The sequence below is a fragment of the Dactylosporangium sp. NPDC049742 genome (genome assembly GCF_040674675.1).
Classification (GTDB): domain Bacteria; phylum Actinomycetota; class Actinomycetes; order Mycobacteriales; family Micromonosporaceae; genus Dactylosporangium; species Dactylosporangium maewongense.
In genome coordinates, this window is sequence record NZ_JBFANF010000079.1 from 25541 (window position 1) to 39282 (window position 13742).

Genomic DNA, 13742 nt, shown 5'->3' on the forward strand with positions numbered 1-13742 from the left:
GTCGCCACCCGATTCGCCGGGTTCGCGCTAGCGCCCGACTGACGGGGCGCGTCCCGAGGCCAGGAGCGCCGCCGTCGGCAGGGCGAGCGCGCCGTCGTCGTCGAGGAACCCGGCGGCGAGGCGTTCGTACGCGCCGCGGGCGGCGGCGACCGTCGCCGGATCCCGGCCGGCGAGCGCCTCGCCGAGGGCGCCCATGCCGTTGGCGGGCCCGATCCACCAGGTGTCGACGTCGGTGCGGTGCGTCCAGCTGATCGTGTGGCAGGTGACGTCCAGGAGGCCCGCGCCGGTGAGCAGGTCGGTGACGCCCTCGGCGGTACGGGCGAAGTTCAGCGACGGCGGGATGATCGACGGCGCCGGGGTGAGGTCGGCGGCGGCCATGACGTCGTTCCACAGCTGCTGCAGCGGCGGCGACGGGTGCGGCCACACGGTGACCGCCACCCGGCCGCCCGGCGTGGTCAGGCGCACCAGCTCGGCGACCGCGCGGCCGGGGTCGGTGACGTGGTTGACGACGAAGTTCGCGACCACCGCGTCGAAGGCGGCGTCGGGCAGCGGCAGGTCGGGCAGGCCGGCGTGGAGGACCTCGGGCACGACCGCGCGGGCCAGCTCGACCATGCCCGGCTCGGCGTCCACCGCGGTCACCGTGGCGCCGCCCGCGACGGCGAGCGCCGCGACCGTCCCCGTGCCCGTGCCGACGTCGAGCAGCCTGATCCCCGGCGCGAGCCCCGCGGCTGACAGCAGCGCCGGCGCCGTGTACGCGCACAGGTGGGCGTAGCTGTCCGCGAACGCCGCCGCGCGGCCGGTCCATTTCCCCATGCGGGGAGCTTAGTCAGGGGCCTCGGAGAGCAGCGTCTCGATGCGCTCCAGCAGGACGCTCGGCTCGAACGGCTTCACCAGGTAGTCGTCGGCGCCGGCGTCGAAGCCGGTGCTCACGTCCAGCCACTGGCCGTGGGAGGTGAGGATCAGCACGGGCATCAGCTCGGTGTCGGCGGTCTCGCGCAGGGCGCGGCAGACCTCGATGCCGTTGATGCCGGGCATGCTGACGTCCAGGATCGCCAGGTCGGGATGTTCGCGGCGGGCCGTGTCCAGGGCCGTGCCGCCGTCGGCGCAGGCGATGACCTGATGGCCGGACGTGTCGAGCAGGAACGTCAGCAGTTCCCGGATCGCGAGGTCGTCCTCGGCCACGAGCACCGTCGACACGAGCACCGACCTCCCGTTCCCATGTGAAGCGTCCGATCTGAGTATATGGACAAATCAACTCAACTATGGTGGTTCCGGATGGTTCGAGTCTGGAGGCCGCGAGGATGACCGCAGCGGTGCAGCCGCAGTACCTGCGGCAGCTGTCGCACGAGCTGCGCACGCCGCTCACCGGCATCCGCGGCTACAGCGAGGTGCTGGAGCAGGCCGGCCCGCTCACCGAGCGGCAGCGGCACATGCTCACCATGCTCAACTCCTGCGTGCACCGCCTCGACAGCCTGATCGACGACCTGCTGCTGCTCGCGTCCGTCGACGCCGGCGCGTACGGGCTGGTGGTCGAGGACGTCGACCTGACCCGCCTGTGCGAGCACGCGGTCCGGGCGCACGCGGCGCACGCGCGACCCGGCGAGCCCGCGGTGCGGTGCGCGGACGGTGACGGAAGCTGCGTCGTACAGGCGGATCCACGGCAACTCGAGCATCTGCTGGTGGCGCTGCTCAACCATGCCGCCGGATGCTTCGCCGGGTGCGCCGAGCTGTGGGTCGGCACCGGCGGCGACGGCACCGGCGCGTGGGTCACCGTCACCGGCGACGCCGACGAGCCGGCCGGCATCGTGGGGCTCGGACTGGCCGTGGTGCGGGCGATCGCCGAGCAGCACGGCGGCAGCGTGGCCGCCGGCGACAGCGAGCTGCGGGTGGCGTTGCCGCGGACGGTGCGGCCCGGCGAGCGGGTCGTGGTGCGGGCGATGCGGCGGCCGCGATGAGGCGGTATGGCTCGATGGCGCTCGCCGCCGCGGTCCTGGTCCTCGGGGCGCTCGTCACGCTCGGCGTCACGAGCGTCATCACCGGCAAGGAGCGGCGCTCGGCGCAGCTGGCAATCCAACGCCAGTCGGATTTGGCGGCGGCGGCGGTCGCGGGGGAGGTCCGCCGGTACGTCGACACCATCGACAACGTGGCGGCCGCGCTCGGCTCGCACGACGGGCTGAGCCCGCAGGCGTTCGACCGGGCGACGTCCCGCATCCCGTCGCTCGCCGGCGCCACCGCCCTCGTGTTCGTCGTTCCCGCCGGTGTACCGGATGTCGCCGTCGTCCAGGACGCGTGGCGGGCCGCCGGCGCCACCGGCCTCACCCTCAAGCCCGCGGAAGGCATTCAGGAGCACTACTTCGGCGTGTACGCGCGGCAGCTCGACGGCAACGCCCCGCTGGAGGGCGGCAGCGACCTCGGCGACAACCCCGACCTCGCCGATGTCATGCGGCAGGCGCGGCTGTCCGGACACGCGGCGGTATCCAACGCGGCACTGATCGCCGGCGGGCAGCGGCGCACGCTCAGCCTCGCCACGCCCGTCACCGGCGCGGACGGCGCGCTGCGCGGCTGGGTCGTGCTCGGCCTGCGCGGAGAGGGCTTCTTCGGCGGGGCGCTCGGCGAGGTGCTGCACCGCCGGGTCACCGCGACGCTGTCCGCGACCCAGACCGGCGGCGGGCTCCTGCCGATCGCGACCGTGCACCGCCTCGCCATGCCCGGCGACGCCCTGCTCCGGGCCAAGGACATCGGCATCGCGCAACGCGTGTGGCACCTGGAGGTCAGCGCCGACCCGCGGGACCTGCCGGGCGCCTACACCGACCGGCCCCTCGTCGCGACCGCCGCCGGCGCGGCGCTGACCGTCCTCGTCACGCTGCTGGTGTACCTGCTGTCGACCCGCCGCTCGAAGGCGATGACCCTGGTGCACGAGTCGACCCGCGAGCTGCGCGCCGCCGAGCGCGAGGCCCGCGACCAGGCCGCCCTGCAGCAGGCGATCCTCACCAGCCTCGCCGAGGGCGTCACCGTCGTCGGCGCCGACGGCCGCGTGCTGCTGCACAACCCCGCGGCCCGCCAGCTGCTCGGCACCGCCGGCGACCCCGACACGCTCGAGGACTGGCCCGCGCACTACGGCGCCTACCTGCCGGACCGCGCGACCCCGTTCCCCGCCGCCGAACTGCCGATGGTGAAGGCGCTGCGCGGCGTCTCCGTCGACCGGGTCGAGATGGTGATCCGCAACCCCACCCACCCCGACGGCATCCTCGTCAGCGTCAGCGCCCGCCCGCTGGACCGCTCCGGCGGCGGCCCGCGCGGCGCGGTCGCGGTCCTGCACGACATCACGGCGCTGCGCCGGTACGAGACGGAGCTGGCCCAGTTCGCCGCCGTCGTCGCCCACGACCTGAAGAGCCCGCTGACCGCGGTGCACGGCTTCGCCGCCGTCGCCGCCGACGCGCTCTCGGCCGGCGCCACGCGCTCCGGCCCCGACGCCGCTCAGGTCGCCCCGCGCCGCCCCGACACGGCGAAGGTCGCGGTCGAGCGGGTCCGCCAGGGCGCGATCCGGATGCGGTCGATCATCGACGACCTGCTCGCGTACACCACCGCCCGCGACGCGCCGCTCAACCTCACCGACGTCGACCTGGGCGCCGTCGTCGCGTCCGTCGTCGCCGACCGCACCGCCCTCGCCCCACCCATGCAACTGGCGAAGGCGTCCACGGTCGCCCTCCCACCCACGCCGCGCATCCACATCGGCGACCTGCCGCACATCAAGGCCGACCCGGGCCTGCTGCGCCTGGTCGTGGACAACCTGATCGGCAACGCCATCAAGTACACCCCCGCCGGCCAGACCCCGCACATCGAGGTCACCGCCGTGTCCGACCCCGACCGCATCGTCCTCGTCGTCGCCGACCGCGGCATCGGCATCCCCGACGGCGACAAGGCCCGCGTCTTCGAGTCCTTCTACCGCGCCCGCCCCGCCGACTACGGCGGCACCGGCCTCGGCCTGGCCATCTGCCGCCGCATCGTCGAACGCCACGGCGGCTCGATCGCCGTCGAGGACAACCCCGGCGGCGGCACCAGGTTCTGCGTCTCCCTCCCCACGGCCAACCACCCCACCGAACCCGACCCCATCGCCGCCCTGCGCACCTACGGCATGTCCGCCGACGCCGGCTGGGAACGCCTCATGCGCCCCAGCGACGTCAACGCCTCCTGACGCCCGGCACCGCTACAGATGCGGCCCGAGCACCAGGTCGCGCTGATACCAGGTGCCTGACTTGCCACCGAGGTGGGCCGGGTCGGCCGGACCGGCAGGGACGAACCCGGCGTTGGTCAGCACCTTCCTGGACGCCGCATTCTGGTGGGAGGCGGCCGCCCGCAGCATGCGCAGCCCGTGCCGGGCCGCCGCCAGCCGGCACAGCTCCCGGACGGCCGCGGTCGCCACGCCACGGCCGGAGACATGCTGCGCGACCCGGTAACCCAACTCCGCAACGCGGCCGTCGATGTCGTACAGGTTGAACCTGCCAAACACCGAGCCGTCCTCGCCGACGAGTACGTAGAAGGCGCACACGCCGTCCTCCTGCTCGGCCAGCGAGGCGGCATACCGGTCGGCGAACCGGTCGAAGAAGTCGTCGCCCCGGTCGGAGATCGAGGCAGCGAAATATGCACGGTTCGCCAACTCGAAGTCGAGGACCGTCGGGGCATGACCAGCATCCAACCGCTCCAGCTCGGGCATCGCCCGACCCTACCCAGACGGCACGCCGCTGCCACCTGATTTCCACCGGCGACAGACACCATTGTTGTATTCGCCAACGTTCGGGAATGTGTTTCTGCGGCCTGCCTGAATTCCGCTGAATGGTGCGCCGGGGCGTTGTGGTTGGTTCGGGCCGAGGTGCTTGGTGGCTGTTCCTCGATAGTTCCAGCCGCGCGGGAGGACGTGAGCGGTTCGGCCTGGGCGACCTTCTCTGGGTCGGCGGCCGTGATCGCGGGCGGGGTGTTGTCGTGTGCGCGGCGGAGCTTCTCGGCGTGCCGGATGGCCAGACCCCAGGCGCGGTGCCGGGCATGTTCCCGGCGAAACCGCTCGCCGGTGGGAGAATAGTTCCGCGCCCTGCTACGGTCGCGCATGGCAGCCAATTCGGTCCTGGTGAACAATTGCAGCTGCCCCATGCATCAATTGTCCCGGAATGCACGCGAGCCGTCGCCCCCGTGCGACGATCCGTCATTTCAGATGGCGCATGCTCGTGAGTGTTGATCGGGGGAGTGCTGTTGGCCCGCGGCCGCCGAGGAAGTACTCAGGGCAAACCGGAGCCTCGCCGAAGCGCGGGCCGGGCACGCGGCCGCGGCGCGGGCTGAGCTGGGTGGGGCGGCGTTGGAGTGGGTGGGTTGGCCCATCGGCGGGGCCGGGGCGCGGTGAGGGGGGTCAGGCGGGGACGCGGGGGGTGGACAGGGACTGGATGAGTTCGGTGAGGACCTGGGCGGCGGTGGGGTTGGCGACCTGGCAGGTGCCGGCGGCGCGGTGGCCGCCGCCGCCGTGGTTGAGCATGATGGAGCCGACGTCGACCGGGGACGTGCGGTCCACGATGGACTTTCCGACGGCGAACACCGTGTTCTGCTTGGCGCGGCCCCACAGGGCGTGGATGGAGATGCGGGCGTCGGGGTGGAGGGCGTAGACCATGAAGCGGTTGCCGGCGTAGATGGTGTCCTCGTTGCGCAGGTCGACCACGACGACGTCGTCGTGGACGGTGGTGACGCGGCGCAGCTGGTCGATGAACGGCTCGGTGTGTGCGTGGAACAGGTCGGCGCGTTCGCGTACGTCCTTCATCGCCAGGATCTCGTCGACGCTGTCCAGCTGGTGGCAGGCGTGGATGAGCTTCATCATGAGCTCGAAGTTGGAGATGGTGAAGTCGCGGAAGCGGCCCAGGCCGGTGCGGCTGTCCATCAGGAAGTTCAGCAGGGTCCAGCCGGTCGGGTCGAGGATCTCCTCCACGGTGTACTGCGCGGAGTCGGCCTTGTCGACCGCGTCCATGAGGTCCGGCGGCACGTCGGTGAAGAAGTCGGCGCCGCCGAACTCGTTGTAGATGACCCGTGCCGCGGACGGTGCGGACGCGTCGATGATGTGGTTGGGCTGCGGCCCGACGCGCACCGTCTCCGAGTGGTGGTGGTCGAACACCATGTGCGCACCGGGCACGTACGGCAGGTTCGTGACCGAAGTGGCGCCGCGACCGCCACTTTCAAGCAGCAGGTGAAGGTGAGGAGGACAGCGGAGACATCACTCGAGCAGAGCTTCGAAGTATGGCTTCATGGACGGGTAGTAGTCGTTGAAGTCGGGCATCGGGGTGTCGTCGCGGGAGGCCACGAGGGCGTCGAGGTAGAACTCCCAGCCGGGGCCGTAGTCGCCGGCGCCGATGCCGTCGGGGCCGGGCAGGTGGTGGACCAGCTCCAGCAGCGTGCCGGTGTCCACGGTGGACAGGCGCAGCTCCAGGTGGGCCATCGAGTCGGTCAGGACGAGCCGCCGCGGGGGTTCGCACGTCTCGATCCGCGCCTCGGACCAGGGGGCTCCTTCCTCCTGGATCATCTGGTACTGGATGCGGCCGCCGGGACGGGCGTCGCCCTTCCAGGGGCCGAACCAGCGGGCCGTGCGGTCGGACTCGGTGACGCTGGCCCAGACGTCCTCGATCGGGGCGCGGAAGGTGCGGCTGATCACCAGTTCGCCGCCGGTGGCGGTGGGAATCCAGCGGCCGGTGGGGGTCGGGCTCATGCGGTGCGTTCCTCTCCGATGGGTGGGTTGCGAAGGCGGTCGCGGCGGGTGCGGTACACCTCGGTCTCCAGCGCGTCCATCCGCTGCTGCCAGATCGGCGGCGCCGTGAAGCGGGCGAGCCAGCCGGTCAGCTCGCCGAGCCGGGTGGGGTCCAGCGAATACACCCGGCGCCGGCCCTCGAGGGTGTCGCGGACCAGGCCGCACTCGCGCAGGACGCGCAGGTGGCGGCTCACGGCGGGGCGGCTGATCTCGAACCGGGCGCCGATCGCCGAGGCCACCTGGCCCGCCGGCGTGGCACCGCCGGTGTGCAGCAGCTCGAGGATCGCCCGGCGCACCGGGTCCGCGATCGCCTCCGCCACGTCGTCCACGCCGGAAAGTGTAACCCATGGGTTACACGTTCCCTGGCCTAACGAAGTCTGAAGTCTGGCTTAGGCGCCTTGACATCGAAGGATTCGAATCAGATTATCTGTCAGGTAAGTTACCTATCTAACGAGAGGGAGGCCTCGTGAAGATTCCCGGCAGGCTGGTCGGCATCGGTGCCGCGGTCGCGCTGATCGGCGGGGTGACGGTCGCCGTGACCACCTACGGCGCCGAGGCGGCCACGGAGAGCCTGCTCTCGCAGGGCCGACCGGCCACGTCGTCGTCCGACGAGCTGTCCTCGCTCGGCCCGGGCAACGCCGTCGACGGCAACACCGGCACCCGCTGGGCCAGCGCGGAGGGCGTCGACCCGCAGTGGATCCGCGTCGACCTCGGTGCCGCCAAGACGATCACGCACGTCAACCTGAGCTGGGAGGCGGCGTACGCCAAGGCGTACCAGATCCAGACCTCGCCGGACGGCGGCGCCTGGACCACCATCTTCAGCACCACCACCGGCAACGGGGCGACGGACGACCTCACCGGCCTGAACGGCACGGGACGCTACGTCCGGGTCCTGGGCACCGCCCGCGGCACGACCTACGGCTACTCGCTGTGGGAGTTCAAGGTGTACGGCACGACGCCGGGCACGCAGCCCAGCGCCAGCCCGACGCCGTCGAAGACCCCCAGCGCCAGCCCCACGCCGTCGAAGACCCCGAGCAGCAGCCCCAGCGCCGGCAAGGACCTCACCGACCCGCGCAAGAAGGACATCGCCATGCAGCTGGTGTCCAGCGCGGAGAACTCCTCGCTGGACTGGAAGGCGCAGTACAAGTACATCGAGGACATCGGCGACGGCCGCGGGTACACGGCCGGGATCATCGGCTTCTGCTCCGGCACCGGTGACATGCTGGAGCTGGTCCAGCTCTACACGCAGCGCGTCCCGGGCAACGTGCTCGCCAAGTACCTGCCGGCGCTGCGCAACGTCGACGGCACCGACTCGCACGCCGGGCTCGACCCGAACTTCACCAGGGACTGGAAGACCGCCGCGGCCGACCCCGCCTTCCAGACCGCGCAGAACGACGAGCGTGACCGCGTCTACTTCAACCCCTCGGTGCAGCAGGCGAAGGCCGACGGCCTGCGGGCCCTGGGCCAGTTCGCCTACTACGACGCGATCGTCATGCACGGCCCCGGCGACAGCGCCGTCAGCTTCGGCGGCATCCGCCGGGCCGCGATGGCCAAGGCTCGCACCCCCGCACAGGGCGGTGACGAGTTCACCTACCTCAACGCCTTCCTCGACGCGCGGGTCGCGGCGATGAAGACCGAGGAGGCGCACAGCGACACCAGCCGGGTCGACACCGCGCAGCGGGTGTTCCTCAACAACCGCAACTTCGACCTCAACCCGCCGCTGAGCTGGAAGGTGTACGGGGACCCGTTCAACATCCCCGCGTAACAGCTATTCACCACGGGCGCCGCCGAGGATCGACGAGATCGCCTCGGCGGCGCCTGGCTTCGCGAACAGGTAGCCCTGCCCGAACTCGCAGCCGAGGTCCTGCAGCGTCGACCACTGCTCCTGCGTCTCGATGCCCTCGGCGACCGTCTGCAGCTGCAGGGCCCGGCCGAGCTGCACGACGGCCTCCGCCAGGGTCGCGTCGCCGTTCTCGGTGTCGATGCCGTCGACGAACGACCGGTCGATCTTCAGGATGTCGACGGGGAAGCGCTTCAGGTACGACAGCGACGAGTAGCCCGTGCCGAAGTCGTCGATCGCGAGCCGTACACCCAGCGACTTGAGCCGGCCGAGGGTCTCGATCGTCGAGTCGGTGTCCTGCATCAGCAGCGACTCGGTGATCTCCAGGACCATCTGGTGCGGGTTGATGCCGGTCTCGGCGAGGATCTGCCCGACCTCCTCGACGAGCCCCTCGTGCTGGAACTGCCGCGCCGACAGGTTCACGTTCATGCGGATCCGCCCGGCGGACTCGGGGAACTCCGCGCACCACTGCGCGAGCTGCTGGCACGCCTGGCGCAGCACCCACCGGCCCAGCGGCACGATCAGCCCGGTCGACTCGGCGAGCGGGATGAACGCGTTCGGCCCGACCAGCCCGCGCACCGGGTGCTCCCACCGCACCAGGGCCTCGACGCCGATGAGGCGGCTCGTCGGCAGGTCCACGATCGGCTGGTAGTGGACGACGAACTCCTCGTCGGCGAGCGCGCGCTCCAGCTCCGCGCGGTCGTCGGCCTCGCGGAGGATCTCGGCGTACATGGCGGGGTCGAACAGCGCGTAGCGGTCCCGGCCGGCGGCCTTCGCCGCGTACATCGCGAGGTCCGCGTTGCGCAGCAGCTCACCCGGGTCCGGCCCGTCCTCGCCCTCGCTCGCCTTCGCGGTCGCGACGCCGATGCTGGCCGAGCAGACGACCTCGCGGTTGCCGAGGCGCAACGGCCGGCGGATCGCGGCGAGGAGCCGGTCGCCGAGGTCCATCGCCTCGAACTCGTTGATGTCCTCGACGAGGATCGCGAACTCGTCGCCGCCGAGCCGGGCGAGGGTGTCCGCGGGCCGCAGCTGCTGGTGCAGGCGCAGCGCCGTCGACGCGATCAGCTGGTCGCCGGCGGTGTGGCCGAGGCTGTCGTTGACGAGCTTGAAGTCGTCGAGGTCGACGAGCAGCAGCGTGATCCGCCCGCCGCCGCGCCGGTTGCGGGCGATGGCGTGCTCGAGCCGGTCGCGGAACAGGGCCCGGTTCGGCATGCCGGTCAGCGAGTCCGCGAACGCCTGCCGGGTCAGCTCCTCCTCGAGCTCCTTGCGTTCGGTGATGTCCCTGATGCTGATGACCGCGGCCTCCAGCGACGGGTCGTCCAGCCGGTTGGTGCCGATCACGTCGGCGTAGATCCAGGCGCCGTCGGCGCGCCGGATTCGCGACTCGACCCGCGCGGAGGAGCCGGGGGCGCCGTTGGCGACGCTCAACCACCACTCCATCACCACCGGCAGGAAGTCGGGGTGGGTGATGTCCATGAGCAGGTCGCTGGTGACGAACCCCTGCTCGTAGCCGAGCACGGTGCGCACCGACGGGCTGCAGTAGGTGACGCCGCCGCGGGGCAGCACGGCGATGACCGCGTCGGAGGAGTTCTCCAGCAGCGCCTCGATCCGCCGTTCGGCGCTGAGCCGGGCCGCGTCCAGGCGCCGGCGGTTGCTGGCGGTCCGCGCGCAGAACCACATGACGCCGGCCATCAGCGCGAGGCTCAGTGCGGCGAGGGTACCGGTGACGGGGCGGTCCCGGGTGAGCACCAGCGACACGTACCCGACCAGCGACGCCGCGCCGATGCCGATGACGGCCCGCTCGGAGGCGAGCGCCGCGGTGGACGCCAGGATCAGGGTCACGCCGGCGGGGTAGATGGCGAGCGCGGCGACGTCGTACGCGGTGAACCCCAGCAGCACCGCCAGGTTCGCGAGCCACCAGGCGACCAGCGCGCGCGGCAGCCACGGCCGGTCGACCAGCCGGTGCCACGGCAGGAGCGCCATCGCGGCCTGCGCGACGCCCACGAACGCGATCGCGGCGACGAGCAGCGGCCCGCCCCGCCAGTCCAGGTGCACCCGGACCGCGCCGATGGCGATCACCGCGACGCCGACCCACGTGCCCAGTCTGATCTGGCGGGCGCGGTACTCACCTTCGTGCTGCTCCAGCGCGTTCACCGACATGGTCCGTTGATCGGTGCCGCCTCGGTGTTCCTGAGCCCGAACCGTTCCCGCCGCGGGTGCGGAACGGGAGCGAACGGAGAGACATGCCGTCTGACATTTGTCACGGGCGGGGCGTGCACGGTGCACCGCAACCGGTGTGTGACAGCACTACGAGCGCCGCCGCAGGCCACGAAGACTGTCCATATGAGACGCAGAGTCGTGCTGCTGGCGGCGGCGGCATCCGCCGCCGTGGCCGCCGTTCCCGCCCCGGCGTTCGCCGCCGGACCGGTGAGGCTGGTCCTCCCTGCGCCGACCGGGCGCCACCGCATCGGCACCGTCGCGCTGCACCTCGTCGACCGGTCCCGCCCCGACCCGTGGGTGCCCGCGGAGCGGGTCCGGGAGCTGATGGTGCAGCTGTGGTACCCCGCCCACGACGCGCGTCGGCTGCCGCTCGCGCCGTGGGTGTCGCCGGCGTTCGCCGCGCTGATCAACCCGCCCGGCTCCGGCTACGAGCTGCCCCTCACGCACGCCCGGCTCGGCGCGCCCGCGCTGCCCGGGCGGCGGCCCGTCGTGCTGTACTCGCCCGGCTTCGGCGTCGAGCGGACCGCGAGCACCGCCGTCGCCGAGGAGCTCGCGAGCCACGGGTACATCGTCGTCACCATCGACCACACGCACGACTCGCCGCTCGTCGAGTTCCCCGGCGGGCGCGTCGCCAGGAGCGCGGTGCCGCCGCCGACCGGCGAACCCGGCGAGGAGGAGCGGCTCATCGCGAAGGCCCTCGCCGCCCGGGTCTCCGACACCCGGTTCGTCCTCGACTGGCTCGCCCGTCCCCAGCGGGCGTTGCCGAGCGGTCTCTGGTACGCCGTGGACCAGCGCACGATCGGGATGATCGGGCACTCGCTGGGCGGTACCACCGCCGCGCAGACCATGCTGGAGGACCGTCGCGTCAAGGCCGGCGTGAACCTCGACGGCGCCATGTCGGGCCGGGTGATGACCGAGGGCCTGGACCGGCCGTTCGTCCTCGTCGGGTCGGACGGGCACGGCCGCGCCGGCGACGAGACCTGGGCCGCGTTCTGGGCGGTCCTGCGCGGGCCGCGCCTCGAGCTGCAGCTGCGCGACTCCGGGCACATGTCGTTCACCGACTACCAGGTGCTGCTCCCGCAGGCCGGGATCCCGGCGGAGGACCTCGCCGGGCAGCTGGGCACGATCGACGGCGAGCGCTCCGTGCGGGTGCAGCGCGCCTACCTGCTGGCCTGGGCCGACCGGCACCTGAACGGGCGCGGGGGCAGCCTGCTCGACGGCCCGTGCGCGGCGTTCCCCGAGATGCGGTTCCTCCCGTGACGGCGGCGGTCCAGGTGTACGAGCTGCACCGCCGCTACGGATCGTTCGAAGCGGTGCGGGGCGTGTCCTTCGACGTCGAGCGCGGCGAGCTGTTCGCGCTGCTCGGCACGAACGGCGCCGGGAAGACCTCGACGCTCGAGCTGGTCGAGGGGCTCGACCGGCCGACCGCGGGCACGGTACGGGTGCTCGGCCGTGACCCGGTCCGCGACCGTACCGCAGTACGGGCCCGTACCGGCGTGATGCTGCAGGAGGGCGGCTTCCCACCCGACCTGACCCCGGCGGAGACGCTGCGCATGTGGGCCGGCACGCTCGGCACGCGCGCCCGGCCAGTCGCGGACACGCTGGACCTCGTCGGCCTGGCGCACCGCGCGGACGTGCGGGTCCGGCAGCTGTCCGGCGGCGAGCGGCGCCGCCTCGACCTCGCCGTCGCCGTCGTCGGCCGGCCCGACCTGCTCATTCTCGACGAACCCACCACGGGCCTGGACCCCGAGTCCCGGCACGACACGTGGCGGCTGCTGCGCGGGCTGCTCACCGACGGCGTCACGATCCTGCTCAGCACCCACTACCTCCAGGAGGCGCAGGAGCTCGCCGACCGGGTGGCGATCCTGCGCGCCGGGACCGTGGTCGCGACCGGCTCCGTCGCCGAGGTCGTCGCCGCGTTCCCGGCCCGGATCACCTTCGACCTGCCGCCCGGCGTGACCCTCGACGCGCTGCCGGACGTGGTCGGCGCCTACGACCTGGCCGGCGGGCGGGTCTTCGTACACACGCAGCAGCTGCAAACGGCGCTCACGACGCTGCTCGGCTGGGCCGCTGCGCGCGGCATCACGCTCACCGGGCTGGACGCGCGGTCCGCGACGCTGGACGAGGCGTTCCTGTCGATCGCGGGTGCGGCATGACGCATCTGGTCCGGTCCGAACTGCTCCTCCTCGCCCGCAACCGGATGGCCGTGTTCAACTCGGTCCTCGTGCCGGTGATGATCATCGGCCTGCTCGCGGCCGGCGGTGATGCCGGCGGCGACACGGCGGCCGTCACCGGGATGCTCGGGTTCGTCCTCGTCGGGGTGCTGTACTACACGCTGGTCAGCACCTACGTCGCCCGCCGCGAGGACCTGGTGCTCCAGCGGCTGCGGGTCGGCGTGCTCGCCGACCTGGAGATCCTCGCCGGCACCGCCGGCCCCGCGGTCGCCGTGGCGCTCGGGCAGATGGTGCTCTTCGTCGCCGTCGGCGCGACCGCGTTCGGGCTGCCCGCACCGGTCAACGCTCCCGTGCTGCTCCTCGGGGTGCTGCTCGGGACGGTGGTGTTCGCGCTGCTGGCCGCGGTGAGCACGACCTTCACCCGCACCGTCGAGCTGGCGCAGGTGACGACGCTGCCGGTCCTGCTGGTCTGCGTCGCCGGCGCCGGCTTCGCGGTCCCGCTGGACGAGCTGCCGGGGCCGGTCGCGGAGGCGCTACGGTGGCTGCCGCTGTCGCCGACGCTGGAGCTGGTCCGGCTCGGCTGGCTCGGCAGGCCCGGGGCGGGCGTCCTCGGCGTCCTCGGGGCGGCGGCCGCGCCGGCGGGGCTGCTGGCGGCGTGGACCGTGCTCGGCTGGGCGGCCGTGCGACGCTGGTTCCGCTGGTCACCGCGGCGTTAGTCGCAGATGGGGGTTCG

The 13742-nt window shown here is 72.5% G+C and carries 13 protein-coding genes; 6 read left to right on the forward strand and 7 right to left on the reverse strand.

Features of this window, described 5'->3' with window-relative positions; all coding sequences use genetic code 11:
- Nucleotides 1–27: 27 nt before the first annotated feature.
- Together AB0J72_RS51530 and AB0J72_RS51535 are read right to left on the reverse strand one after the other, a co-directional pair.
- The gene (locus AB0J72_RS51530; protein WP_363414118.1) at nt 28–813 is read right to left on the reverse strand and encodes a methyltransferase domain-containing protein; all 786 of its coding nucleotides are present in this window, start codon (nt 811–813) and stop codon (nt 28–30) included.
- A 9-nt stretch (nt 814–822) separates the two neighbouring features.
- Nucleotides 823–1197, reverse strand: coding sequence for a response regulator transcription factor (locus tag AB0J72_RS51535; RefSeq protein WP_354896400.1), 375 nt, complete (start codon nt 1195–1197; stop codon nt 823–825).
- Between the two features lie 104 nt (nt 1198–1301).
- Here AB0J72_RS51535 and AB0J72_RS51540 point away from each other — a divergent pair, with 104 nt between their 5' ends.
- On the forward strand, nt 1302–1955 hold the full coding sequence (locus AB0J72_RS51540) for a HAMP domain-containing sensor histidine kinase (protein ID WP_363414121.1): 654 nt from the start codon (nt 1302–1304) through the stop codon (nt 1953–1955).
- The gene (locus AB0J72_RS51545; protein WP_363414123.1) at nt 1952–4195 is read left to right on the forward strand and encodes an ATP-binding protein; all 2244 of its coding nucleotides are present in this window, start codon (nt 1952–1954) and stop codon (nt 4193–4195) included. Before AB0J72_RS51540 ends, AB0J72_RS51545 begins: the two co-directional genes overlap by 4 nt.
- Nucleotides 4196–4207: 12 nt before the next feature.
- On the opposite strand, the gene AB0J72_RS51550 is transcribed toward AB0J72_RS51545, so the two are convergent.
- The 4 genes from AB0J72_RS51550 to AB0J72_RS51565 all read right to left on the reverse strand — a co-directional run bounded on the left by AB0J72_RS51550 (nt 4208) and on the right by AB0J72_RS51565 (nt 7104).
- Nucleotides 4208–4714 carry a GNAT family N-acetyltransferase gene (locus AB0J72_RS51550; protein WP_363414125.1) on the reverse strand — a complete coding sequence of 169 codons (507 nt, stop codon included), beginning with the start codon at nt 4712–4714 and terminating at the stop codon, nt 4208–4210.
- Nucleotides 4715–5398: 684 nt separating this feature from the next.
- Nucleotides 5399–6151: an exopolyphosphatase gene (locus tag AB0J72_RS51555; protein ID WP_363414127.1), complete on the reverse strand. Its 753-nt coding sequence runs from the start codon at nt 6149–6151 to the stop codon at nt 5399–5401.
- Between the two features lie 96 nt (nt 6152–6247).
- Complete coding sequence (locus AB0J72_RS51560) at nt 6248–6736, reverse strand: SRPBCC family protein (protein WP_363414130.1); 489 nt, start codon at nt 6734–6736, stop codon at nt 6248–6250.
- Nucleotides 6733–7104 carry a metalloregulator ArsR/SmtB family transcription factor gene (locus AB0J72_RS51565; RefSeq protein WP_363414133.1) on the reverse strand — a complete coding sequence of 124 codons (372 nt, stop codon included), beginning with the start codon at nt 7102–7104 and terminating at the stop codon, nt 6733–6735. Before AB0J72_RS51565 ends, AB0J72_RS51560 begins: the two co-directional genes overlap by 4 nt.
- Nucleotides 7105–7241: 137 nt before the next feature.
- Here AB0J72_RS51565 and AB0J72_RS51570 point away from each other — a divergent pair, with 137 nt between their 5' ends.
- Nucleotides 7242–8540: a chitosanase gene (locus AB0J72_RS51570; RefSeq protein WP_363414136.1), complete on the forward strand. Its 1299-nt coding sequence runs from the start codon at nt 7242–7244 to the stop codon at nt 8538–8540.
- A 3-nt stretch (nt 8541–8543) separates the two neighbouring features.
- On the opposite strand, the gene AB0J72_RS51575 is transcribed toward AB0J72_RS51570, so the two are convergent.
- Nucleotides 8544–10775, reverse strand: a complete 2232-nt coding sequence (locus AB0J72_RS51575; RefSeq protein ID WP_363414139.1) for an EAL domain-containing protein — start codon at nt 10773–10775, stop codon at nt 8544–8546.
- A 183-nt stretch (nt 10776–10958) separates the two neighbouring features.
- Between AB0J72_RS51575 and AB0J72_RS51580 the strand changes: the two genes are divergently transcribed.
- Genes AB0J72_RS51580 through AB0J72_RS51590 form a run of 3 tightly spaced genes read left to right on the forward strand, consistent with a single transcriptional unit; the run spans nt 10959 to nt 13725 of the window.
- Complete coding sequence (locus AB0J72_RS51580; protein WP_363414142.1) at nt 10959–12095, forward strand: hydrolase; 1137 nt, start codon at nt 10959–10961, stop codon at nt 12093–12095.
- Nucleotides 12092–12991, forward strand: coding sequence for an ABC transporter ATP-binding protein (locus AB0J72_RS51585; RefSeq protein WP_363414145.1), 900 nt, complete (start codon nt 12092–12094; stop codon nt 12989–12991). Before AB0J72_RS51580 ends, AB0J72_RS51585 begins: the two co-directional genes overlap by 4 nt.
- Nucleotides 12988–13725 carry an ABC transporter permease gene (locus tag AB0J72_RS51590; RefSeq protein WP_363414148.1) on the forward strand — a complete coding sequence of 246 codons (738 nt, stop codon included), beginning with the start codon at nt 12988–12990 and terminating at the stop codon, nt 13723–13725. Before AB0J72_RS51585 ends, AB0J72_RS51590 begins: the two co-directional genes overlap by 4 nt.
- The last annotated feature ends 17 nt before the right edge of the window (nt 13726–13742 follow it).

Coding starts and splice junctions, on each gene's coding strand:
- AB0J72_RS51575 (WP_363414139.1), bottom strand. CDS start 10,775: ATGTCGGTGAACGCGCTGGAGCAGCACGAAGGTGAGTACCGCGCCCGC.
- AB0J72_RS51580 (WP_363414142.1), top strand. CDS start 10,959: ATGAGACGCAGAGTCGTGCTGCTGGCGGCGGCGGCATCCGCCGCCGTG.
- AB0J72_RS51545 (WP_363414123.1), top strand. CDS start 1,952: ATGAGGCGGTATGGCTCGATGGCGCTCGCCGCCGCGGTCCTGGTCCTC.
- AB0J72_RS51560 (WP_363414130.1), bottom strand. CDS start 6,736: ATGAGCCCGACCCCCACCGGCCGCTGGATTCCCACCGCCACCGGCGGC.
- AB0J72_RS51550 (WP_363414125.1), bottom strand. CDS start 4,714: ATGCCCGAGCTGGAGCGGTTGGATGCTGGTCATGCCCCGACGGTCCTC.
- AB0J72_RS51530 (WP_363414118.1), bottom strand. CDS start 813: ATGGGGAAATGGACCGGCCGCGCGGCGGCGTTCGCGGACAGCTACGCC.
- AB0J72_RS51555 (WP_363414127.1), bottom strand. CDS start 6,151: ATGGTGTTCGACCACCACCACTCGGAGACGGTGCGCGTCGGGCCGCAG.
- AB0J72_RS51540 (WP_363414121.1), top strand. CDS start 1,302: ATGACCGCAGCGGTGCAGCCGCAGTACCTGCGGCAGCTGTCGCACGAG.
- AB0J72_RS51590 (WP_363414148.1), top strand. CDS start 12,988: ATGACGCATCTGGTCCGGTCCGAACTGCTCCTCCTCGCCCGCAACCGG.